Raw genomic sequence first — 25,078 nt, forward strand, 5'->3', positions numbered from 1 at the left:
GGGGATGGCTTATTTATGGTAAAAGGATGTTCAGGCTGCAAGGAATAAATCATTGACGATTGCGCTTGTACGACAGGGCGAACAGGAGGCCGCCTAACGTCACGAGCGCAATAAAAATTAGCATCATATTGCTGTAAAGCGCGGCTGTTTGACTGGTTACGGTCGCGATTAGGGGAGAGTTCAGCCACGGCTTCGTCAGCAGTCCGCCCACACCGGCAATGCCAATACCTTCGGCAAGGAAACAGGCGAAGTTGAGCATGCCCATGCCGGAACCTGCTTCATCCGGTTCTAACGTCTTGGCGACACTTGCCGAAATTACAGTTTTTACAAACGGAAGACCGCCAAACGTCAGGATCATCGAACCTGTAATAAGCCAAGGCGCTCGGTCCGTATAGAAGAGTACGATCAGAAATCCGGCGACAATCATGCCGAGCCCGGACAACATCGCGGTGATATGGCCCCGGCGGTCAGCCAGCATCCCGCCAAGCATCCCGAACAAGATGACGCTCAATGTGCCCGGGAACAGAATGGCGCTTCCAATGAGGCCGGTCGGCATATGGTGCACCGCCCTCATCAGATAAGGAACCATGGAAAAGAAACCAGCGACCGTGCCGAGCAGCAAGGCACCGGTGAGCACACCGGTAATATACTTTTTCTTCCGAAACAGGAACGGTTCCAGGAACGGTGCCTGCTGCCGACGGATATGAAGAGCGAGAAGCTCGAACAGAACCAGGCTTGCAGTCAGGTAAATCCAATGGTACAACGTCGTGAACAGCGCAAACGAGAGAATGCCAACGGACAGCAGAACGGCGCCGGTAATATCGAATGATTTTCTTTCCGAAGTCTCGTCAGGCAGTGTTCGTAGTACGAAAGGAAGGGCTAGCAGCGACAGCAATGGCAGTGCAAATAACAAGGACCAATGAATGTAGTCGGAAATCGCACCTCCGATGACCGGGCCGAGCCCCTCGCCAAATGCAACCACAGAGCCAATCAGGCCGAACGCCTTGCCCTGTTTTCCCGGTTCGACAATCTTGACGATGATCACCATAATAAGCGATGGAACTGCCGAAGCGCCAACTCCCTGAAAAAAACGCGCGATCAGCACGCCTGGATACCAGGTATGACACCATAGGCCGACAATCGAACCGAAACCGTAGGTCAGCATACCGAATAACAGCAGCTTTTTCATGCCTGTATGTTCCGATATCTTGCCGTACACAGCGATGCCAATGGCAAAGGATAGCGAGAAGCAGGTATTGGTCCAATTGGCCGCTGACGGTGCAATATCAAAATAAGCGGCAATATCTGGCAATGATACGTTAAACATGGTTTCGTTCATAACGCTGAAAAAAGTCAAAATGCTCAGCCAAAGAATGAATCGTGACGCGTGGACTTCATTTCGATGTAACACTTGCATATAACCCCTTTAAGATGAAGGGGAATCGCAGTTTATAGGGTCAATTATGCGTCTTCCCCTAAATGTTGTACCCTTATAGAATTGTTTTGCCGCATGGTATAATACGCCTCCAAATAAGTTAAATGAAAAAATAAACCTATACAATTGTATCATATCCTGTGAGCAAGTTTACCAACTCTCGGAAATAATAACAGAGCTTCATTCATTTGGAGCAGAAACATCCATTGAAACGGATGCTAGACATCATTTCATCAAGAATATATAACGTTTTTTGACTGCAGTATAACGTTTGTTATCTAGAAAAATGTAATCGCTTTCTTTTATAATTAAAGAGCATTAGAAATACATCAATACATCGATGGGGGTGACGGAATAAACATGAAAAAGACTGGACAAAAACGCTTGCGAACGCGCTGGCGCAAACAGGATACCGAGCTGACGCTCTTAGCGTTGCCAACTACGGTTTGGTATATATTGTTCTGCTTCTTGCCGATGTTCGGCATTATCATCGCCTTCAAGAATTTCAAAATAACGGGAGGATTTCTGAGCAATGTCTTCAATAGCTCATGGTCCGGATTCAAAAATTTTGAATTCCTGTTCAAGTCCAATGATGCCTGGATTATTATCCGCAACACACTGGGCTATAATCTCTTGTTCATTATTCTCAACATTGTAATTCCCGTGACCTTAGCGCTGATGATTGGTCATCTGCATAACCGTAGAGCGGGTAAAGTCTATCAAACGATGATGTTCTTGCCTTACTTCCTATCCTGGGTAGTTATCTCTGCAGTCATTTGGGCTTTCTTGAGCTTCGACAAGGGGATTGCGAACCAGATGTTGATCCAGATGGGCAGCGAACCCGTGAACTGGTATATGGAGCCCAAATATTGGCCGTTCTTTTTAGTTTTCATGAATATATGGAAGGGTCTGGGCTACGGTATGGTTGTATATCTGGCTACCATTACCGGTATTGATAGTACTTACTATGAGGCGGCCGTCATTGACGGGGCTTCCATTTGGCAGCAGACCAAGTATATCACTCTGCCGATGATGAAGCTGGTTATTGTGATGATGTTCATTTTAGCGGTCGGCCGGATCTTCTATACGGATTTTGGTTTGTTCTTCCAGGTCCCGAGGGATTCCAACTCTTTATTTAACGTAACCACCACCATAGACGTGTTGGTGTATAAACAGCTCAAGACCGCTACCGTCGGCATGGCATCTGCTGCCGCATTTGTGCAATCCGTTATGGGCTGTCTGACCATTCTACTCGCCAACTGGATCGTTCGCAGAATAGATCCGGACAGCGCGATGATGTAAAGGGGGCGAGTCTATGGCATCAAGAGCTGAAGGAATGACGGGTCTTGAGAAGTTTAACCGAATTGGTAAAGGAATGAATGTTCTTTTTCACCTGATTTTTATACTAATCGCTCTGGTCTGTGTGGTCCCTTTGTTAGTGGTCCTCTCCATCTCGCTTTCGAGTGAAGAATCCATCAGGCAGACGGGATATCATATGATTCCAACCATGTTATCAACCGAGTCTTATAGCTTTGTCATCCAGCAAGGTACGATGATTCTTCGGGCATTAGGGGTATCGGTATTGGTTACCGTGGTTGGAACCGTTCTGGGCGTGCTCTTGACAACTTCGATGGGCTACGTACTTTCACAATCGAATTACAAATTAAAAGGACTGCTGACCTGGGTCGTCTTTATCCCGATGGTATTTAACGGCGGCTTGGTATCCAGCTACTATATTAACTCGAATCTGCTTGGACTGAAGGATACGGTTTGGGCACTTATATTACCGTTAGCGGTGTCCTCCTTTAACGTAATTATTTGTAAAACTTTCTTCAAAAGCACGATTCCAGATGGACTCATCGAATCGGCGGAAATAGATGGCGCCAGTCAGTTTCGTATCTTTTTCTCAATCATTTTACCTATATCACTGCCGGTCTTGGCGACCATCGGTCTGTTTCTATGCTTTGCTTATTGGAATGATTGGTTCCAATCCATGCTGTATATCAACAATCAGGATCTCTATTCACTGCAGGCCTTGCTGAATAATTTGATGAGCAATGTAGATGCGCTGGCCAAAAATGCGTCCAGCATGGGCGTCAGCTATTCGATGCTAGTCGCTACTATGCCGAAAGAGACCGCACGGATGGCTGTGGCGATTCTGATCGTACTTCCTGTAGCCTTTGCGTATCCTTTCTTCCAGAAATACTTTATTTCCGGTTTAACGGTGGGAGCTATCAAAGGTTGACCTGAAATAAACCAGATTTTCTGGTTTATCATATCATCTCAGAACATGCACACGGTGAACATTCATAGAAGGGGGTAAATATTTGTGAAAAAATCATGGAAGCTTCTATCTACACTCTGCATTGTCATGCTGTTAATGTCGTCTCTTGCCGCATGCGGCGGCTCGAATTCCAAGTCCGAAGGCTCTGGCGGAGATGCGAATTCCACAGCTCAGACAAACTCGGGCAATACGGACAAGGCGAAAGAAACAGCTGATATTCCTACTCTGGTATGGTGGACGATCGGGGGGCAGGTTCCAGATAATTTTGATAAAGCAATCGCTGCCATGAACGAGTATACAGCGGAGAAGATTGGTGTCAAAATCGATATCAAGGTGGCGAGCTGGGGCGATTGGGATACCAAGATCAACACGATTGTGAACACGGGTGAGCCTTTTGACATTATGTTCACGAACAATACGAAATACAATCAACAGGTGTCGATGGGAGCTTTTGCCGATATCTCGGACTTGGTTCAAAGCGAATCGCCTGAATTATACAAACTTATTCCTGAAAAGGTCTGGGATGGAACCAAGATCGACGGCAAAATTTACTCTGTTCCAACCTATAAAGACTCGTCAGTGACTCAGTATTGGGTATTTGATAACAAATTCGTACAGAAATACGGTATTGATTTGAATAACATCAAAACGTTACAGGATCTTGACAAGCCTTTGCGAGACATGAAAGCTGGGGAAGGCAAAAGCTTCTATCCGCTGCCTTTGACCCAAAGTGATGGATTCAGCGGATTTATGAATAGTTATGATGATCTTACCCTTGGCCTGCAGCCAATCGGTGTGAAGTTTGATGATCCATCCCGCAAAGTCGTATCGGCATTGGAGCAACCTGATGTGATGGAAAATCTTAAACTGCTGCATCAGTGGTATAAGGATGGCATCATTAACCCGGACGCTCCTACTAAGGGAGAGCCGGATAAAGGCCGCGCGTTCTTTAGTGCTCAAGCGTTCCCTGGTGCAGAAGCGAACTGGCAGATTACTGAGGGCGTAGAAAAATACGACATGGTGAAAACCTTTGGTCCGCTGTTTACAACCAGTACGATTCAGGGTTCCTTAAATGCCATTTCCTCAAACTCTAAATATAAGAAGGAAGCTTTGAAATATCTCGAGCTGGTGAATACGGATCCGAAACTGCGTAATATGCTGGCCTTTGGTGAACTCGGTGTGGACTATGACAATGTGAATGGTGAGAAGGTGATCGAGCGGAAGACGGATACTTGGCCGTTAGCTGCTTATACACAAGGAACATTCTTTGATTTGGCTGTGACGAAGGGAGCTCCTGAAGATCAGTGGGAGCAAGTTCGCAAGCTGAATGAAGAAGCATCTTCCTCATCCATCTTGGGCTTTGCCTTGGATATTAGTAATCTATCTACCGAAGTAGCCAATACCAAGGCTGTCTGGGATAAATATCGCTATGAACTGATGACAGGCGCTTCCGATCCAGAAGTTATGGTTCCAAAGATTGTTGCTGAAATGAAAGCAGCAGGTATGGAGGCCATCATGAAGGCTGCCCAGGAACAGATTGAAGCTTATTTCAAATAATGATGAAATGACGGTGTTGTTTCGAAAGCTCGAACAGGGGATTAGCCTCTGTTCGAGTTTTCCTATTCCGCTTGTAATGCTATATTATGAATACATAGGCCTATAGCAAAGGAGGCGTCGCATCTTGTCCTTTCTGCAGATTAAAATATATCGCGGCAAATTCATTGCTTATACGGTATTTGTAGTGTCTATCGGTTTGGCCATCGGCATTCTTACCTGCGCTATACTTCTGTATCAGTGGGTGGATAACGCCCGGAATGAGGCGGCCAGTGCCTTTATCCGCGTGGAAAATACATTCCAATATAATGCCGATCGTATCGAGGCCTATATGCAGCGGGTGTACTCCAACAGCGGTTTAATGGCCGATGTCCGCTGTTTTCTGGACCATAGCGCTGAAGGGTACCTTACCAGCAGGCTTCAGGAAAGCCGCTATAACCAGCCGCTCGTGTCTTTCCCGGATGATATGAAGTCTTTCTTGTATAGCGGGGGGCAGGGAGATATCATTCAAGTAAGCTTGCATACTGAGCAGCGGGGGAACGTGATCCGCTTTGACAACAATGGCAGTGCAAGCTTCATGTTCCAACTTCCTAACACGGACGAAGCTTTCCAAGAGTCTATTCATAAGGGATTTGTCTATCGTAAAAAATTGTCGGACCCTAACCAGATTTCGCGCCAGTTGGGCGAATTTCGATTTTTGGTCAGCAGTGACCGAATATTCAGAAATGTCAGCAATTATCGCGTTGAACAAGCGGCGATCGTCAGCGCATCCAGAGATGTTTACCCCATTGTCGGGGCAAATCGTTATACCGAAGAGTTGGCCCGTCAAGCGGTGGCGGATGGACGCAGCCAAGGATATCTTTCTATGGGTGGGCTTAACAGTGTCTTTTTCGTCACGTTTTCCTCTACCAAGTTCGATTACCAGTTCGTTGGCTTAGTAGATCTAGGCATGATGATTAAAGATAAAGCAGGTGTGCTTCTTAGTGTATTTCTTATTGTTCTGTCAGCCATGATCAGTGTGCTAATGCTTATTGTTCATAATCTAAGAGATGATGCCAGATTTCTCCATCATATTATTCATTCCATGGGACGAGTGAAAACGGCAGATTTTACGCCAGAGACACCCGCACGTTATCGACGCAACGAATATGAAATGATCTCAAGAGAATTAGAAGATATGTCCAGACAGCTGGATAAATATATCCGCACAGAATATCTGTTAAAGCTGAAGCAGCAAGAGACCGAAATGAAAGCGCTTCAAAATCAAATTAATCCGCACTTCCTATACAATACGTTAGAGGCGATCCGCTCGAGAGCATTAGTAAATAGCGACGTTGACACTTCTGATGCCATTGCAGCTCTGGGCGCCCTCTATCGCGACATAGTGAAACATGAAAATATTATTACCATTGGCAAAGAGCTGTCTTTACTGCAGGAATATCTCAAAATCATGGAGTTTAAATATCCGGACCGGTTTTATTATCAAATTAACGTAGAAAAGGCACTTTTGTCGCTGCCTACGGTTAAATTCTGGATGCAGCCTCTCGCTGAGAACTTTTTCGTTCACGGCTTTAATCCAAGCAATGGGTTCAATCTGTTAGTCATTAATGGATGTGAAGCAGAGGAGCATTTCATACTAGAAATTGTGGATAATGGCAAGTGGATTGCCGAGGAGCGGCTGAATGAAATCCGCGATACTTTATATCGCAAGGATGATACCCCAGTTAAGAGCATTGGTCTGCATAACGTGCATACCCGGCTGCATTTTTTCTATGGTGAGGGTTATGCCATGAAGATTGGGAATAACGAAGAAGCTGGTGTAAAGATTTCTGTAATCATTCCAAAGGAGGTCGGTTTACATGTACAAACTTCTGATTGTGGATGATGAGCCTCAGATTTTAGAGGGAATGAAACGGACCCTGGATTGGGAGAAATATGGCTTCGGCTCTATCGAGACGAGCGAGACGATAGAGGATGCTATATCGAAGGCCGTGGCGTTCTATCCCGATCTAGCGATCTTTGATGTATGTATCGGTAAGGATCGGGGTTACGATGCCATACGCAGGCTTAACGAGCTGGGCCTACCGGCAAAATATATTATCATGAGCGGTTACAGTGAATTTGAATACGCTCAGGAAGCTATCAGGTGTGGGGTTAAGGATTATCTGCTCAAGCCGGTGAATCGTACGAAGCTGCAGCAGGTTGTTGAGAAAATAATTGTTGAAGATTTGCACGGCACTCTTGAAGGGGCAGATCATGATGATGTCAACATCGATCCCGTGCTTGGAGTTCGTTATGACAGCTTGTCCAAGCTGGTCAATCGCATCCTGCTGATGGTCAAGACGGAATATACTCAGAACATCACGTTGAAGATGGTGGCGGAACAGTTCCGTATGAATGGCACCTACTTGGGGCAGCTGTTTCTAAAGGAAACTCAGATGAAATTTTCGGAATACATCATGGCCTACCGGATGCTTCGGGCTCGTGAACGGATTTTATCCACGGACGAGAAGATAGCCAGTATCGCTCAATCGGTGGGATATTCGAATCCGGGCTATTTTTACATGCATTTTCACAGCTTCTTCGGCAAGTCGCCGTCAGATTTAAGGAAATAGATATGAAACTTGGCAGTGACAGAAAGGAGAGACATTATGCGGCGGCAGAAACATCCCCTTAGAATGGGGGGGCTCGTTATGTTTCTTATAACCACAATGGGAGTTGTCTTGTCTTTGACAGGATGTTCTTGGTTCGCTGGCCATAGAGAGGAGAGTCTCTCTGACGAAGACACGGTGAATCTTATCTATTATACGATTGGGGAGCCAGACAAGGATCTGAAGATAGTCAATGATAAAATCAACGAGATTTTGGCTCAAAAAATCGGCATCACAATGACTTACATTAAAGTAGGGTGGCAAGAGTATGAAGAGCGGCTGAATACGATGGTGTCTGCGGGTACTCCCTTTGATATCGCTTTTGCTCCGGAATACGCCACCTACATTCAACGGGGGGCCTGGCTGAGGCTGGATGACTATCTCTCAAGCGTCAGTAAAGAAATGTATGACGCGATCGATCCTATTTTTTGGGAAGGGGTACGAATGAATGATGGCGGCATTTACGGCGTACCAACCAACAAGGAGCTGGCCACGCGGGAGCAGTGGATGTATCCGGAGGAGCTCGTAAGAAAGTACAATATTGATATTTCCCGGTACAATACACTGGAATCGCTTGAACCACTGCTTAAAATGATCAAAGAAAAAGAGCCTTCCTATCAGCCCATGGAGCTGGATAAGGATTCTAATAATTTTTTTGCATTGGATGGTTATGAATATATTATCGACAAAAAGCTTCCCCTCATGGTCCTGTCCCAAGATCCGGATGCTCCGGTTGTCAATATTTTCGAGACGAAGGAAGCGAGAAAGGTGCTGAATACGCTCAGACGATATTACACGGCGGGTTATATTAATGAGGATGCCGCTTTACGGGAGACCCAGGGGCTGAAGCGTAATGAACGAGTCTTCTGGAAAGCTGCAGGAGGGGGCCCGCTCTCGGAGAATAGCTGGAGCAAGGATCGTGGATATAAGGTGGTGGCTCATCCGGTAACCCCTTTGCTTGTCACGACAGAATCTGTGCGGGGAGGAATTATGGCGGTTAGTGCGGATACGAAGCATCCTGTAGAGGTCATGAAATTTCTAAATGTGTTAAATACCGATCCCGAGGTTCGCAATCTATTCAATTACGGGATTGAGGGGGTGCATTATAATCTGGATTCAAATGGTCAAGTAGTACTTATAAGGCCGAAGGATAGCAATGGGGAATCTGTATCGGATGCACCGCCAGACTATTCGGGAGTACAGTATACCCAGGGCAACTGGTTTATCCTGAAGACCATGGGGGGGGATGCTCCTGACCCTCTGGATAAGTGGGAGCAGTTCCGCGGCTCGAACAGCCAGGCGCTTAAATCAAGCTTGCTTGGATTTACGCCGGATTTATCCCGCATGCCGATTCAGCGGAAGAATATTGAAATGGTCTGGGAGAAATATTATCCCAGCCTGATGACAGGAAGCCTGGATGTGGACGCTGAGCTGCCAAAGTTCAATGAGGAGCTCAAACAGGCAGGAATCGATGAAGTACGAGCGGAGGTCCAGAAGCAACTTGACGACTGGCGTACTGAGCACAATAGAAAGTGAATTTTAAGATTAGACACACAAAAGCCAGTTCAGCTCCATCATCAGATGGCTGCCGAACTGGCTTGGTTATAGGCGAAAGAAGTGATGAACTTCTATCTTCTCGGCCTTTTGAAACGGCCAAGGATTTCTGTCGATTGCACGACATTCATAAATGCTTTTGGATCTGTTGTCATCACTGTTTTGCGAACGGACGGTACCTCATATCGTGTAGTCACGGTCATAAGCATATAGTTGTCTTCCTCACTGTAGCCGCCTTCGGAATGAAGGCAGGTGATCCCATGATGCAGCTTGCGCAGGTGAGAGAGCATCTCGTCCTTCTTCTTCGTTACGATGAAGCAGGTAACCTTAACATGATCTACGTGAATCATATCAACAACTTTTCCCTTAATGTAGGTTGACAGCATGGAATAGAGCGCCAAATCCCAGCTCTTATAGAAGCCTAGGACCAGAATGACAATCCCGTTCAATACTAACAGAATATTTCCCATAGCCAAGTCATGCTTGTATGTAACGATGGAGCCGACGATATCAAAGCCGCCGGTGGACCCGCCAACACGTAATGATAAGCCGATGCCGATGGCGGAAACAATCCCGCCGAAGATGGCACCTAGAATCGGATCCTTTGTAACCTGATACTGTGGAATGATGGCCATGAACCAGGTTGTGCTGACAACGGACAGGCAGCTTAGAAGAATATAACGTCTGCCAACTGCTCTCCAGCCCCATACAATTAACGGTAAATTCAGAACGAAATATAGCAGTGAGATGTTCCAGCCCGTCATATAGCCGATAATGGAAGCGACGCCGGTAATCCCACCGGACAGAAGATGATGTGGAACGAGGAACAGGTTCGTCCCGACGGCGACCAGAAATGCGGACACCAAAGTGATTAATACTTCATGGATCGGTTTCAGTGAATCTTTGATTGGTTTTTCAATAAATGTAGGGTACTTGCCCAGATTCATTTTTGTGCCTTCTTTTCTTGGTGAAATAGTCAATAGATTATTATTATCACACTAAATTATGTTTTTTATCAAGGCATAAAACTATGAAATGAATCACAAAGTTTGAAATACATACAGAGTTTACATTTTGCAATCGCTCTAGTGAAATGAGATCAGGAATTGGAACCCTGATCAAAGAACACGATGCTTCCAAGCTTCTGCCGGTACTGGCGCGGACTCATGCCTGTCCAGCGTTTGAACTGCCGACTGAAATGAGCGAGGCTGGAATACCCTAGCATCGATGCGATCTGCGAGATATCCAGGTCAGGCTGGTGAATAAGCTGCTTGGCCTCATGCAGCTTAAGCTCCGAAAGATATTTGCGCGGGGAGATGCCATAGACCTTCTGGAAGACTTCAAGCGCATAGCCAGGGCTTATTTTAAGAGAAGCCGCGATATCCTCAATATGAATTTCCCTCTCCCGAAGCACCTCATTTTTCATATTCTCATGATTGAAATTGGATTTTAGCGATTCGGCAATGAGCCTGGCATAGTGGGCGGCTGTAGGCGGTACGGTTTCCTCAGAATTCGCGGACATCCGCTGGGCCAGCACGCTGAAGATTTCAAACAGGCCGGCCTGGATGCGGAACAGATCGGCGACGGTATATTCGCCTTCGCGCTGGGCCAGATGGACCCAGTTCATCATGCCTGCCTTCAGCCGTTCATTGTCCTCGGAGCCGCAGGGGTAGAACAGCTTGGCGTTCAGGCTCATCTCCTGGCGGAAGAGCGGTTCATCCACATTAAAATGGGCAATGAAATAAGTTAACCCGTCTTCATCGGTACATTGGTTAATATGCTTGAAGCCTGGCGGAATCAGCAAAATATCTCCCTGATGCAGTTCATATTTCAAGTTCTCCAACAGGGTTATCTGAGTTCCTTCAAGGATCAGAATCAGCTCAAAAGCAGGATGGGCCTCCTCGGGTACACTCCATCCGTTCTCCACCTTCTGCATATGGGCGCCAAATAATTTGACGTTCCAGTCGATGGCAGGAAGCCATTTTGAATGCGAGGATACATAGGAGCGATAGGGCTCAGGAATAATCATGTTCAGCACCACCTTGGATTAGGGCAAATTTCACAGGGATTTGCGTATCTTCATTTCGATTGCGATTTGTCATAATGAATGTACAGTAAAGAATGCTCTAATTCAAGCAAGGAGGAAATGAATAATGAGTTATCCCGTGGAATGGTATTCAACCTCAACGCAGGAGGCTTGGGCAGAGAAGAAGTCGTTCTCTTATACAGAAGAAAGCGCTAACCTGTCGTTGAACGGCGAGCTGCATCAGTTGGTGGAAGGTTTCGGCGGATGCTTCAACGAGCTGGGTTATATAGCGCTGCAGCATCTGAGCGAGGAACAGCGCCATGAGATCTTCTATTCCTTATTTCACCCGGACGGCGACCATAAATTTACGATTTGCCGGCTTCCGATCGGGGCAAGTGACTATGCTGAGAAATGGTACAGCCATAATGAGACAGACGGGGATCTGGAGATGAAGTACTTCTCGATCGATCGAGATTTCAAGTATCTTATACCGTACATCAAAGAGGCGCAATCATATAATCCGGATCTGAAATTTTTTGCTTCTCCCTGGAGTCCGCCGACATGGATGAAGTACCCGAAGGCCTACAATTACGGGACTTTGCGCTGGGAGAAAGAAATTTTGGAAGCGTATGCGCTGTATTTTGTAAAATTTGTACAAGCCTACGAAGAGCAGGGAATTCCTATTCATCAAATCCACGTACAAAATGAAGTGATTGCCGATCAGAAGTTTCCTTCCTGTGTATGGACTGGCGAGCAGCTGCGCGAATTTATCGCTGATTATCTCGGACCGGCCTTTGAACAGCATGGTCTCGATACAGAAATCTGGCTGGGAACGATCAATGCCCCTGACCCATGGGAGGAACTGTTAAAGAAGCGGACAACCGATTTTGACGATTATGCTGGAATTGTGCTGAGCGATCCGAAAGCGTATTCCTATATTAAAGGAGTCGGTTACCAGTGGGCAGGTAAAAATGCAATTAAGCGGACGGTTGACAGCTATCCCGAGCTGCGTTATATGCAGACGGAGAACGAATGCGGTGATGGTGAAAACTCCTGGGACTATGCCAGATATGTCTATAATCTGTACCAGCACTACTTCTCCCATGGGGTTAATGCTTATATCTACTGGAATATGGTCCTGGAGCCGCGGGGACGGAGCACCTGGGGATGGGAGCAAAATTCCATGATAACGGTAGATCCGCAGACGAAGCAGTATACGTTTAATCCGGAGTACTATGTGATGAAGCATTTTGCCCATTTTATTGCTCCCGGCTCACGCAGAATTGGGCTTCAGGGGACTTGGACCGGCAAATCCGTCGCTTTCCGCAATCCGGATGGAGAAATCGTCGTGGTCATTAATAATCCGTTCAAGGAAGCGCGCCGTTTGAATTTGAACGCGGGCGATCAGACGCTCAGCTTTGAACTGGAAGCGGGATCCTTTAATACAATTGTCATTAAAAAATAGCCTCAAAGCGGATATTTATTGCACTCTCTGTGGATCTTGCCGCGGAGAGTGCAATAGTCCTGACAGCATGAACAGGGGGATATGAGAGTGGACGCAAGTGAAAATAAGTACAATAATGCAGGATATGTTCCTGTTTCCTTTAGAGAGAAGCTTGGTTATGGTATTGGTGATTTTACGACCAGCCTTGTGTTTACCGTAATTGGTACTTTTCTAAGTATTTTTTATACTGACGTTATTGGAATAGCACCGGCCGTGATCGGGACTATGATGCTTTTGGTTCGAGTTATTGACGGCGGTGCGGATATCGTAATGGGCGCTATTGTAGACCGGACAGACAGCAAGCATGGCAAAGCGCGGCCCTGGCTGCTATGGATGAGCGTGCCGTTCGGAGGAAGCTTGATCCTTTTGTTTTATGCGCCTGAGCTTGGATCGACCGGAGAAATTGTATACGCTTACGCAACTTATTTGCTGGTGAATTTGATCTATACAGCGATTAATATCCCTTACGGTACGCTGAATGCGCTGATTACCCAGGATCCATATCAGCGTTCTCTGCTGAATATTTTCAGAATGACGCTGGCTATGGCCGGAGCAGCATTAATTACTTTCGTTACGATGCCTATGGTGAATCATTTCGGCGGAGGCAAGACAGGCTGGTTCCTTACTTTTCTGATTATTGGAGCGCTTGCGCCGTTTATGTATCTGATTACGTTTAAAGCGACGAAGGAGCGGGTTAAGCCTGTTGTTGCCGCTAAAAAGGTGCCTTTGAAGAGAGCGCTGCCCGCCTTGTTCCGCAATAAATACTGGCTGCTTATGGTGGCATTTTGCCTGGTTGTCTATATAGGCAGCGCTTTGACCAGCGGGCTGAATGCCTATTACGCCAAGTATATCTTGGAGAATGCCGATCTGGTTGGCCCATTGGGGCTGGCGAGTCTGCTGCCCATGCTGATCGGTATCCCGCTTAGTGCACCGCTGGTCAAGCGCTTCGGTAAACGCAACACGGCTTTATCCGCCAGTGTGCTTGGAATGACAGGCATTGCGATCATTATGATCGACCCGTACAATTTCAACGTTATTCTGATTGGAACTGTAGTCAAGGCGTTATTCATGGCTCCGCTGGTAGGAACGATGTTCGCGATGCTGGCGGACACGATTGAGTATGGGGAATGGAAGACAGGCATTCGCTCCGAGGGATTGGTCTACAGTGCGGGCAGCTTCGGAACCAAGGTCGGGAGCGGTCTGGGAGGAGCGGCCGTAGGCTGGTCGCTGGCGTTTGGCGGATATGACGGAACGCTGGCCAATCAATCCGGGCAGGCCATTGAGGTGATCAAGATGGTGTACCTGTACGCTCCCCTGGTTATCAGCATTTTGGCGATCCTGATTCTTTATGTCTATCAGTTGGATAAGAAATTCCCGGCTATTATTCAAGAACTGAAGGAAATGACTCGAAACCAATAATGATATTCAAATTTCTGTACTTGTATGGGAGGTTATATAAAATGACGACAAGAGATATTCAATCGATTATTCGGCAGATGACGCTGCAGGAGAAGGCAGCAATGTGTTCGGGAGCCGACTTCTGGAATCTGAAGGGCATTGAGCGTCTGGGGATTCCTTCGATCATGGTAACCGATGGACCGCACGGGCTTCGTAAACAGATCGGCGCAGCGGACCATCTAGGGTTTAACCAAAGTGTGCCGGCCACCTGCTTTCCTTCTGCGGCAGGGTTAGCGAGCAGTTGGAACCGGGAGCTGCTCGAACGGGTTGGAACGGCGCTTGGGGAAGAATGCCAGGCTGAGGATGTGGCGATTTTACTAGGGCCGGGCGCTAATATTAAACGCTCACCGCTCTGCGGCAGAAATTTTGAATACTTCTCTGAGGATCCGTATTTGTCTTCGGAGATGGCCGCTAGCCATATTCAAGGTGTGCAGAGCCAGGGCGTCGGGACTTCATTGAAGCATTTTGCCGCTAATAATCAGGAATACCGGAGAATGTCAACCGATGTAACAGTAGATGAGCGGACGTTAAGAGAAATCTATCTGGCCAGCTTCGAAAATGCGGTCAAGCGATCGCAGCCGTGGACGGTCATGTGCGCATATAACAAGGTCAATGGGGAATTCGCCTCCGAGAACAAGCGCTTGCTTAGCGATATTTTGAGAGACGAGTGGAACTTTCAAGGATTTGTCGTATCTGATTGGGGAGCTGTCAACGAACGTGTCGACGCCTTGCAAGCAGGGCTTGAGCTCGAAATGCCGACGAGCGACGGCGGCGGAGAAGCCAAAATCATCGCTGCTGTCCAGAAGGGGGAGCTATCCGAGAAATGGTTGGATCAGGCGGTTGAGCGGCTGCTTCGAATTATCTTTAAAGCGATGGACGGCAAGAAGGAAAATGCGGTTTACGACAAGATGAAGCATCATGAGTTAGCTAAGGAAGCCGCGATCGAGAGCACAGTTCTGTTGAAGAACGAGGGGCAGATTCTGCCGTTATCCAGGGCGAGCCAAGTGGCGGTCATTGGGGCGTTAGCGCAAACGCCGCGCTATCAAGGAGGAGGAAGTTCGCATATCCATCCTACCCGGCTGGATTATGCGCTTGAGGAAATTACCCACCTGGTTGGCAGTACGAATGTACGATATGAACCGGGTTATGCGCTTGAGCATGACGAAGTGGAGGAAGAGCTTATCCGGGCCGCGCAGGAGGCAGCGAAGCAAAGCGATGCGGCCATCTTGTTTATCGGTCTTCCCGATCGTTGCGAGTCTGAGGGATATGATCGCGAGCATCTGAGAATACCGTACAATCAGATCGCTTTGATTGAAGCGATCGCAGAGGTTCAGCCGAATGTGGTAGCGGTGTTAAGCAACGGAGCCCCCGTTGAGATGCCTTGGCTCGGCAAGGTCAAAGGACTTTTCGAAGGTTATTTGGGCGGACAGGCATCCGGAAGCGCGATCGCCGCATTGTTATTTGGCGAGGCCAACCCTTCGGGCAAATTGGCGGAGACTTTCCCGCTACGGCTTGAAGACAATCCGAGTTATTTGAATTTCCCGGGCGAAGGAGATCGCGTTGATTATCGGGAGGGGATCTTTGTAGGCTACCGCCACTATGAAGCCAAAAAGATTCAGCCTTTATTCCCGTTTGGGTTTGGGTTGAGCTACACTGTATTTACGTACCAGGATTTGGAGATCCATGCGGACGATATCCAGGATAATGAGGAACTGACGGTTACCGTCACTGTCCATAATGCCGGGAACCGGCCGGGACAGGAGATTGTACAATTGTATGTAAGGGATGTGCAAAGCACCGTCTTGCGTCCGGAGAAGGAACTGAAGGGCTTCCAGAAGATTTTCCTGGAACCGGGAGCATCCCGCGCTGTCACTTTCCATTTGGATCATCGTGCGTTCTCCTATTACAACGTGGACATTAACAGCTGGCATGTAGAGACTGGGGAATTCGAAATACTGATTGGCAAGTCATCCGCGGAGATTGAACTGGCTCAAAAGGTCATGGTCAGATCGACGGCAGCTTTGCCGCTTCGGATTGATCGCAATACCCTGATCTGCGATTTATTGGCCGATCCGTCTGTGGGTACTAAAGCACGGCAGGAGCTAGATCATATTCTATTAACCCATCCGTTTGCGAAATTGCAGGAAGATAAAGAATTCAGCGGAATGATGGAAGCGATGATCAATAACCTGCCGCTCCGGGCTTTGAGCACATTTAGCGGCGGCTCCTTCACAGAAGAGATGATGAATGAGATGATCGCCAGGCTTAATCGTGGCTAGCAAGCGGCTTCGCTCTATTATTACGTAAAATTAACTTGCAGATTTAATCGTAAGGCGATGGCTTAAAAGCTATCGCCTTTTTCCTATAAGCGTGGAAAATATCATACTCCCCAAAGAATTGATCATCGACAAAACCCGAATGCGGATTGCATAATGAAAAATAGTAACCAATTGCGCCTATAATTCATAGGAGAATCGTTCCATCGCATCTAGGAGGGACTGACAGGGTATGTACACTATATTAGTAGTGGATGATGAGGCGATTGTATGCCAGGGCATCAAGGAATTTCTGGAGATATCCGATTTAAGCATCACACAAGTCTTGATTGCTTCGAACGGTTACGAAGCCTTGGATTATTTGCGGATGGAGTCTATTGATCTCGTGCTGACAGATATCCAGATGGATGGGATGAACGGGATCGAGTTGATGGAATCCATTTTATCTGAAAAACCGGATATCCCCGTTGTTGTCATATCGGCACACGATGAATTTGAATATGCGCAGAAATGTATACGGCTAGGAGCAAGGGATTATTTAATCAAACCCGTTCAGTTGTCACAGTTGACCAAGGTGGTTGGCGCAGAGTTGTCAAACCGCCATAAAAAATATAAACGGCTGTTGGAAGAATCATTAAAGCTTAAATTCTCGATGACGGGAATGTTATCTTTGCGATCCTATATCTTAAATGAAGTGATTGCCGGATCATTGGATAAAGCCGATGATTATCTGTTCATTTTTGAACAAATTGGTCTGAAGTTCGAAGGCCCTTATTATTTGCTGCTTGTTACTGAGCTCTCATGGGGGCGTCCCGGCGCCGAGGGGGAGGCTATCCAGAAGCTTAGGGACCGCAATTTGCTGAAGTATGCGACTGTTAATATTATCGAGGAGACATTGGCGGACTGGAATGCGGTAGCTTTTTATGGGCAAGGCAATCAAATCATTACCATCATGCAGTTTAGCGAGGCAGATTATACGGAGCGGGATCAGGAAAATGTAGCGAAAATGAATTTGATCGGGAAAAAGATCGTCACACATATTCAAACCTACCTGCATTTAGAGGCAGTTGTTGGCATTAGCTCTTTAAGGCTTGGACTGCACAATCTCCCAGAAAGCTACCGTGATTCAGCTAAAGCTGTCAAATGGCATGCGTTATATGATAATCATCGTGTTTTTTATGCTGAAGATTTCTCAATGAGGGAAGCATCAATTCAGGTGAATTGGCAGGAAAAAACGGAACAATTGGCCCAAGAGATGAGAACTGGAAAAAGTCTGGAGGGCGTACAGGAGGGTATTCAATGTTTTATCTCGGATATCTCTCCTGTTTTTGATAGCAATGATTCGACTGCGGGCATCCCGTTAAGCATTGCTTATAGGGTTTACACCGTTTTATTGGAAATGAAAGAGACGATAGGTGAAAAATATAAAGAGCTTGATCCAATCATGTACTTTCGGTTCCCGCTTACTGGATCAGAAATCAAGGATCGACTCTATACCTTTTTAGTGGAGGCAGCCGAGCTTTTCCATGCATCATTGGCGGATCGTGATCAGGCGATCGTTCAGCAATCCATTGGATATATCCGCATGAATTTCCGAAATAAAGGACTAAAAATACAGGATATTGCTGATCATGTGCATTTAAGTCCTAACTATTTGAGTTATTTATTCAAGCAAATTGTCGGTGAAACGATATGGGAATTCGTGACCAGGTTGCGACTGGAGGAAGCTAGATACCAGCTCTTAAACACGCAGAAAAAGCGCTATGAAATTGCGGATGAAGTCGGTTATGAATCACCCGAGCATTTTAGCCGTGTGTTCAAAAGATATTATGGGGAGAGCCCTAATTCCGTCCGATCGGAGTGAAACTACATTGTTTAGAAGCCTGCAATCACAACGATTAACGAAGAAGGCTGTACTTTTTGTCATCGTATTTATCTTCATTCCCATGATTCTCATTTTCTGGTTTGCTTCCAATCGCGCCTCACTTTCGATCAAAATGCAGGTGGGGGAAGCGTTGTCCGAACTGAATAAACAAAATCATGCGACGATGGATCGCGTCATGGATTCCGTAGATCAGAAGCTGGTAACCATCATGAGCTCCGATACGATCCAGCAATGGAGAGACGATAGCCAATCCGGTGTTGACCGAAGCTTGCACAAATATATTGCAACTGAGAATGTACTCAGCAATTATTCGACAAATGTGAACTATTCTTTGTTCGTGCTGACGAAGTATCCTGGAAATTATGATTTTGCACCTTCTACTCATGTATCCGGTTCGGGTGTTTTCTTTATCGAAAGTTTGGATGAGAAGGCTTGGATCCGAAAAGCGACAGAGCTGGATGGAAAAGTACTGATCGAGTATATTGACCAATTTGGCTTCAATCAGGATTCGCACAAGACGATAGCCCTAATTAGGGCTGTTATAGATCTTTCTCATGGCGGGAAACCGATTAGTGTTATAGCGGCTACAGAAATAGAAAAATTGCTGATTACGGAAATAAACTCTATTACCCTCCCGGAAGATGCAAGAGTATATCTAACGGATATGAAAGGAACGGTACTTGTAGGCTCGGGTGCGGTGGAATCAACCTTCATCATTCCGGAAAATGGGAAAGAACTGCTGCCGAGCGTATGGGTTACGGATAGCCACATGTACGTCTATCATGACAGTGTCTCATACGCTAATCGGCTCATTTATGAGATTCCACTCCGCTCGTTGTTAGGTTCCTATAATGAAGTACAAGGAATTATACGGATCATCGCGCTATGTTATTTCATCGTTCTTTTGTTTTTCTTATTCTATTTAGGCAAGTCTGTTCTAAGACCGCTGGCGAGATTGGCCAGCCTCTCCCGTTCCTATGAACCAGGTAAAGAAATGAAAAGATATGCGGAAGAAGACCGCAAGGATGAAATTGGTACTTCTTATCGTTCTTTTTATTTGATGACAGAACGATTGAACCAACTGGTCAAAGAAAAATACGTGATGGAAATCAAGCAGAAAGAGTCTGAACTGAACTTGATGCATTCGCAAATCACGCCGCATTTGCTGTACAATACGCTGGATTCCGTCTATTGGTATGGGCTTCGCGGGGGCGTACCGGAGGTCGCTGATATGGTGAGGGATTTGTCCACGATGCTGCGGATCGGCCTAAGCCGGGGCAAAGAAATCATTACGATTCGGGAAGAGCTGAGCCACGTCGAAGCTTATTTGCATCTGCAGGAAAAGCGTTATAATCACTCATTCCGCTTCCACATCCATACGGAAGAAGGAACGGAACACTGTTTGCTGCCAAAAGTCATCATGCAACCCATCGTCGAAAATAGCATTCTCCATGGCATCGGCAAAATGGATGGGGAGGGGGAGGTTCACATCGATATACGGCTTTCGGAAGGTTTTCTACTTATATCCGTAGAAGATAATGGCTTTCGGCCACTCGACTTGGAAAAGATTGAAGCGATTCTGTTAGGAACGGCTGATCCGGATAAAGGCTTTGGTATCCGCAATGTACATAAACGAATTCAATTAAGGTTCGGGGAGGAATATGGACTGACTTATTCCGCGCGGGAAGAAGGCGGAACAAGAGCATTAATCAAGCTTCCCGTGATCCGGTCCGAGCAAGAACTCGCCGTATATATCGCATAATTTGGAACCGCCCAGTGAAGGGCGGTTTTTTTGATAGAATCCGTCATGGAGTTGAGAGGAGCCGTCATGGGAAGCGTAACCGCCTTTCTATAAAATAAGTGGTATACCAACATAGAAAGGATGTGAGGGGGTGTTCGCGCAAATCGATAGGGTTGAGAAAAGAGACTTGGTGCACCCGCTTATCAAAAAAAGCAAAGATTACATGTGGGGGATTATATTTCTGCTGCCGGCACTCATCGTCTTTTGTTTGTTTCTTTGGACGCCAATTTTCAAAGGAGTAATATACAGTTTTATGCAAGTAGACTTCGTTCGCGGCAATGAATTCATAGGCCTGAACAATTACCGTGAGGTCTTTGCGAATAGTGCCCTTCTAATCTCGATTCGAAATACGCTTTATTATATGTTGCTGTGTGTGCTGATCGGCTTCTGGGTCCCCAGTGTCGTCGCCATGGCAATCTCTGAGCTGCGTCGGTTTCAAGGGGGGATGCGGTTAATTGTGTATTTGCCACATATCGTTCCAGCAGTCGTGCTTTATGGCATGTGGCAATGGCTGTACGACCCACTAGGACCGGCGAATCAGATTGCATCTTGGCTTGGTAATCATCAATTTATGTGGTTAACCGATAAAAGCATAGCTATGCTCTCCATCGTGATCGCGGAAACGTGGCAAGCTTTTGGTGGAACGACACTGATTTATCTGGCAGGCATTGTAGGTATCCCCAAGGATTTATACGAGGCGGCCGAAATCGACGGGGCAGGTGTTCTGCAGCGAATCCGTCATATTACGATTCCCGGCATTCGCCATATCTATGTTCTGATGTTCATTATGCAGCTGATTGGCACGTCTCAAGGCTTTATGACCCATATGGCCCTCACAGGCGGCGGCCCAAACAATGCGACGCTAACGTATATGTACCAGATTATTAATGAAGCATTTACGAATTTGAATTACGGAAGGGCTTCGGCGATGGGAGTGCTGATGTTTCTGGTGCTTACCTCACTCTCCATGGTACTTTATTACTTTCAAGGAAGGAGCAAAGAAGCATGAGCAATCGGGAACGCAGTATCATGTCTTCCTTTGATTTCAAGAAAAGAACGGTTCAGATCGGGTATGCGCTTATGCTGCTTGCACTTCTTGCACTTGCCGTGACCATGCTGTATCCATTTGCAACGACGGTCTTCTCTTCATTTAAAACCAATCAGGAAATATTTACGTTTCCGCCAAGCTTATTCCCGCATCAATTTCAATGGAGCAATTATGTCGAGGGATTCAAATATGTGGATTTAATCCGGCCTTTTATAAATACGCTGCTTCTTTTTGGTGGAAATGCCGTTATTTCTTTAATGATCGTTAGTCTCGCGGCATTTAGTCTCTCTCAAATGAAGCTTCCGTTTCGCAAGGGAATCACGATCTTTATTATGAGCACGCTCATGATTCCGAGCGCGACATATATGATTCCTAACTTCTTAAACTTGCAAAGCCTTGGATTGATCGATTCCTACTGGGCATTTTGGTTGCCGGCAGGTGCGAGCGCATTTAACATTATGCTGCTAAGAAGCTTTTTCGATGGAATCAACAAGGAATTATTCGAAGCGGGCCGCCTGGACGGGGCATCCGAACTTCGCTGTTTCTTCCGGCTTGCCATACCGATGTCTGTTCCGGTCTTCTCGACTTTGCTTATCTTTGCATTCACATCGACATGGAATGATTGGTTCTGGCCGTCGCTTGTCTTGACCTCACCTGAGAAATATCCGCTTGCGACCGTTGTGTACCGTGATGTTATTCAGTCCTTTGTTATGACCTGGAATGTGAAGTTCAGCGTGCTGACGGTGATTATGCTACCGCCGCTGCTCTTCTTTCTGTTCTTTCAGAAGAATATTATGCATGGTCTGAACCTGTCAGGCGTCAAGGGATAACAGAGTTCCGTGAATCCATCATCACAATCCGTGGATCCATCATCGATTCGAAAATGACGTCCAAGTATGATGAATGTGTAACCTACCTTATTGCAATTCAGAAAGGGGAAAAACAAGTGAAAACAAATAAAAAAAGCCTGCTTCTCGTTGCACTGCTTGCTTTTACGATGATCGTAAGCGCTTGTGGCAGCGGGAATGGCGGCAGCAAAGAACAAGGGGCTTCCGGTGAATCGTCTGCCAACTCTAGTAAGGAAACCAAAGCATCGCCAGTTACGATGACGGTTCAGTTTCCAAAGGCGGATAATCTGGCAGGTATTGAGATTATCAACAAAAGGCTGGATCGGTTCCAGGAGCAGTACCCTAATGTGACATTGAAAAAGAATGACTGGCAATATTCGCCAGATGAAATCGGTATTAAAATGGCGGCTCATCAAGCCCCCTCTTTATTCCGGGTTCCTGCAACCGAAGGGAAGGTATTGTTAGAGCATCAATGGCTGACAGATTTAACGCCGTTTCTAGCTAACTATGAACATGCCAATGACTTCAACGAGAAATTGGCAAGTCCATTTATGATTGATGGGAAGATGCACGCCATTCCGGCCAACGGTTATATCATGGCGGTTATGATTAATAAAAAATTATTCGAAGAGAAGAATGTCCCACTGCCAACGCCGGACTGGACCTGGGATGATTTCTATGCGGCGGCAAAAGCGACGGCCGACCCCGCTAAAGGAATTGCCGGATTTGCCATGATGGCCAAAGGCAATGAGGGCGGATGGAACTGGACTAATTTCTTGTACAGCGCAGGGGGCACCACGCAAGTCGTAGCCGACGGCAAGGTTGCCTCAGCCTTCAACTCCGAAGCGGGTGTTAAAGCGATGGAGTTCATGAAGCAACTAAGGTGGGAGGGCAATGCGCTTCCGCAAAACTGGGCTTTGAACTACGGTGACGTCTATAATTTGTTTAAGCAAGGCCGGGCAGCGATGGTGCTGGGCGACCGCATCGAAGATGCGATCAATAACGGCGGCATGAAGAAAGAAGAACTGATCATTCTGCCGATCCCATCGATGGAAAAAGGCGGCGATCATACCGGTGTACTCGGTGGGAATTATGATGTGATTAATCCGCAAGAATCGGCGGAAACACAGCAAATGGCCTTTAATTATGTCACTTTCGATTTGTTCAAAGACAGCGGGCTTGATGAACTGAAGCTGGTCTTGGAAGACCGGAAATCTAAAGGTCAAGTCTACATGTATGGAGCACCGGCTTACTATAAACCGGACTCGGAGTATGGCAAAAAAGTTGAAGAGCTGGTCAATCAATATCCGGATAACGTCTTCAGATACGATCCTGAAGTCACCAAATTAATGAAAGGCGTTCCAGAGCCTTCGTACAATGGGCAGGAGTCTTATGCGGAATTGACGAACGTTCTGCAGGAGGTATTTTCAAACAAAGATGCAGATGTGAAGGCTTTGCTCGCTGCGGCAGCAAAGAAGATTGACGAGGAAGTGCTCTCCAAGGTCGTTATTAAATAGCTGTCACATAGCCCCGCTTCTCTAATACGCATTTCTTCGTTCGAGATGTCCGAAGAGAGGGGTGGGGCTTACAAGAACAGGAGGGAGCTTTATGCTTAAGAGAACATCATTCACAGACCGAACGTCGGGGCTGCCGATCCTCGCAATCGGATGTGAAGGGCACGATACGGCGCATCATTATATGACGGCTATGACCTGGCTCTCGGATAGCCGGCATCTGATCGTTCACACAGATATCGATCGGCAAACGTTGACGGGGAATGTTGCTCGCGTCGATTCGGAAACGGGAAAAGTACAGGTGCTGGAGGAAGGACTGACTTGGGGACGTGGCGTCGTTTCTTGCGATGATGTCTTGTATTTGTTCGACAAAAATGAGCTGTACGCCATCGATGCCTGGAGCGGTGAACGGCGAACAATTTGCCTGCTCGAATCTAATTGCACATTTATGGGACCACTATCGATTACGAATAACGGCAAGATGTTAGGTGTTTATTGGCAGGAGCATCAATTTAAATCCTCTGAACCTGCATTACGAGAAACGTATTGGGTAATCGGCACGGTGAATACCGAAAGCGGGGAAATCCGTGAGGCCATTAGACCGGGTTTTGCAGAACCCTACCCCATAGCCAATCATGCCATGATCAATCCGGTTGACCCGGATTTATTGTTTTACTCCCATGAAGGCGAAACGGAACACATCCCGGATCGGTTATGGACTGTAGATGCCAGAACGGGAGCGGCCCGCAACATTTTTTCACAAAAAAAAGATGAGTACGGTCAGCATGTGGAATACGTGGGACATGAAATTTGGGCTTTCGCCGGCAGCGGATTATACTTCGTGAAGTATCCGCATAGTCCGGATCAACCATCGGGTGTCTTATTCGTGGATCAACATGGGAGGCGTGAATTTATCAATGGGGACTACAAATATTGGCATGTAGGTGTCAGTCCTGATGGGCGACATGCGGTTGCCGATACGCAGGAGCCGGGCATGTCCAAGATTGTATTGATCGACACGAAAACGAAGAACTCTAAGCTCCTATGCGAGCTGCCTTGCCGCGGGGTCCATCCGGGACATCCGCATCCATCGTTCAGTCCGGACAGTCGGAAGATTACCTTTACGTTCTCCGATGCGAATGATGTGCTCTGGGTCGGAATTATAGATATACGCGATTGCAATTATTGAAAACGCTTACTATCGGGAGCTTGAAATGATACTGCAGATGGAGGTAAAAGG

18 protein-coding genes are annotated in these 25,078 nt (G+C 46.7%); 15 read left to right on the forward strand and 3 right to left on the reverse strand.

From position 1 onward, the window contains the following. Positions 1–49: 49 nt before the first annotated feature. Positions 50–1,339, reverse strand: coding sequence for an MFS transporter (locus EI981_RS06360; protein WP_237172646.1), 1,290 nt, complete (start codon positions 1,337–1,339; stop codon positions 50–52). Between the two features lie 456 nt (positions 1,340–1,795). Here EI981_RS06360 and EI981_RS06365 point away from each other — a divergent pair, with 456 nt between their 5' ends. The 6 genes from EI981_RS06365 (at position 1,796) to EI981_RS06390 (ending at position 9,460) form a co-directional block, all read left to right on the forward strand. Beyond that, entirely contained in the window at positions 1,796–2,737 is a 942-nt protein-coding gene (locus EI981_RS06365) for an ABC transporter permease (RefSeq protein WP_126996455.1), read from the forward strand. 13 nt (positions 2,738–2,750) lie between these two features. Next, positions 2,751–3,680, forward strand: coding sequence for a carbohydrate ABC transporter permease (locus EI981_RS06370; RefSeq protein ID WP_126996457.1), 930 nt, complete (start codon positions 2,751–2,753; stop codon positions 3,678–3,680). Between the two features lie 84 nt (positions 3,681–3,764). Next, a complete protein-coding gene (locus tag EI981_RS06375; protein ID WP_126996459.1) occupies positions 3,765–5,276 on the forward strand; it encodes an ABC transporter substrate-binding protein in 1,512 nt (503 codons plus the stop codon). Positions 5,277–5,400: 124 nt separating this feature from the next. Further along, positions 5,401–7,158, forward strand: coding sequence for a sensor histidine kinase (locus EI981_RS06380; RefSeq protein ID WP_227011724.1), 1,758 nt, complete (start codon positions 5,401–5,403; stop codon positions 7,156–7,158). Further along, positions 7,133–7,888, forward strand: coding sequence for a response regulator transcription factor (locus EI981_RS06385; protein ID WP_126996463.1), 756 nt, complete (start codon positions 7,133–7,135; stop codon positions 7,886–7,888). The genes EI981_RS06380 and EI981_RS06385 overlap by 26 nt, the downstream gene beginning before the upstream one ends. Positions 7,889–7,966: 78 nt before the next feature. Then, complete coding sequence (locus EI981_RS06390; protein ID WP_227011725.1) at positions 7,967–9,460, forward strand: ABC transporter substrate-binding protein; 1,494 nt, start codon at positions 7,967–7,969, stop codon at positions 9,458–9,460. A 92-nt stretch (positions 9,461–9,552) separates the two neighbouring features. On the opposite strand, the gene EI981_RS06395 is transcribed toward EI981_RS06390, so the two are convergent. Continuing rightward, complete coding sequence (locus EI981_RS06395) at positions 9,553–10,425, reverse strand: YitT family protein (protein WP_126996467.1); 873 nt, start codon at positions 10,423–10,425, stop codon at positions 9,553–9,555. A gap of 152 nt (positions 10,426–10,577) precedes the next feature. Continuing rightward, positions 10,578–11,507 (reverse strand): helix-turn-helix domain-containing protein, encoded by a 930-nt coding sequence (locus EI981_RS06400; protein WP_126996469.1) that lies wholly within the window; start codon positions 11,505–11,507, stop codon positions 10,578–10,580. Between the two features lie 124 nt (positions 11,508–11,631). Here EI981_RS06400 and EI981_RS06405 point away from each other — a divergent pair, with 124 nt between their 5' ends. The 9 genes from EI981_RS06405 (at position 11,632) to EI981_RS06445 (ending at position 25,027) form a co-directional block, all read left to right on the forward strand. After that, positions 11,632–12,969 carry a glycoside hydrolase family 30 protein gene (locus EI981_RS06405; protein WP_193556436.1) on the forward strand — a complete coding sequence of 446 codons (1,338 nt, stop codon included), beginning with the start codon at positions 11,632–11,634 and terminating at the stop codon, positions 12,967–12,969. 87 nt (positions 12,970–13,056) lie between these two features. Then, on the forward strand, positions 13,057–14,427 hold the full coding sequence (locus EI981_RS06410; protein WP_227011726.1) for an MFS transporter: 1,371 nt from the start codon (positions 13,057–13,059) through the stop codon (positions 14,425–14,427). Between the two features lie 41 nt (positions 14,428–14,468). Beyond that, positions 14,469–16,745, forward strand: coding sequence for a beta-glucosidase family protein (locus EI981_RS06415; RefSeq protein WP_126996475.1), 2,277 nt, complete (start codon positions 14,469–14,471; stop codon positions 16,743–16,745). 229 nt (positions 16,746–16,974) lie between these two features. Then, on the forward strand, positions 16,975–18,606 hold the full coding sequence (locus tag EI981_RS06420; RefSeq protein WP_126996477.1) for a response regulator: 1,632 nt from the start codon (positions 16,975–16,977) through the stop codon (positions 18,604–18,606). A gap of 7 nt (positions 18,607–18,613) precedes the next feature. After that, positions 18,614–20,389, forward strand: coding sequence for a cache domain-containing sensor histidine kinase (locus tag EI981_RS06425; RefSeq protein ID WP_162616108.1), 1,776 nt, complete (start codon positions 18,614–18,616; stop codon positions 20,387–20,389). Positions 20,390–20,681: 292 nt separating this feature from the next. After that, the gene (locus EI981_RS06430) at positions 20,682–21,437 is read left to right on the forward strand and encodes a carbohydrate ABC transporter permease (protein ID WP_227011727.1); all 756 of its coding nucleotides are present in this window, start codon (positions 20,682–20,684) and stop codon (positions 21,435–21,437) included. Beyond that, complete coding sequence (locus EI981_RS06435; protein ID WP_126996481.1) at positions 21,434–22,306, forward strand: carbohydrate ABC transporter permease; 873 nt, start codon at positions 21,434–21,436, stop codon at positions 22,304–22,306. Before EI981_RS06430 ends, EI981_RS06435 begins: the two co-directional genes overlap by 4 nt. Positions 22,307–22,422: 116 nt before the next feature. Further along, positions 22,423–23,841 (forward strand): ABC transporter substrate-binding protein, encoded by a 1,419-nt coding sequence (locus EI981_RS06440; protein WP_227011728.1) that lies wholly within the window; start codon positions 22,423–22,425, stop codon positions 23,839–23,841. Between the two features lie 91 nt (positions 23,842–23,932). Then, positions 23,933–25,027 carry a TolB family protein gene (locus tag EI981_RS06445; RefSeq protein WP_126996483.1) on the forward strand — a complete coding sequence of 365 codons (1,095 nt, stop codon included), beginning with the start codon at positions 23,933–23,935 and terminating at the stop codon, positions 25,025–25,027. The last annotated feature ends 51 nt before the right edge of the window (positions 25,028–25,078 follow it).

The sequence above is a fragment of the Paenibacillus lutimineralis genome, assembly GCF_003991425.1.
In the GTDB taxonomy this organism is placed as follows: domain Bacteria; phylum Bacillota; class Bacilli; order Paenibacillales; family Paenibacillaceae; genus Fontibacillus; species Fontibacillus lutimineralis.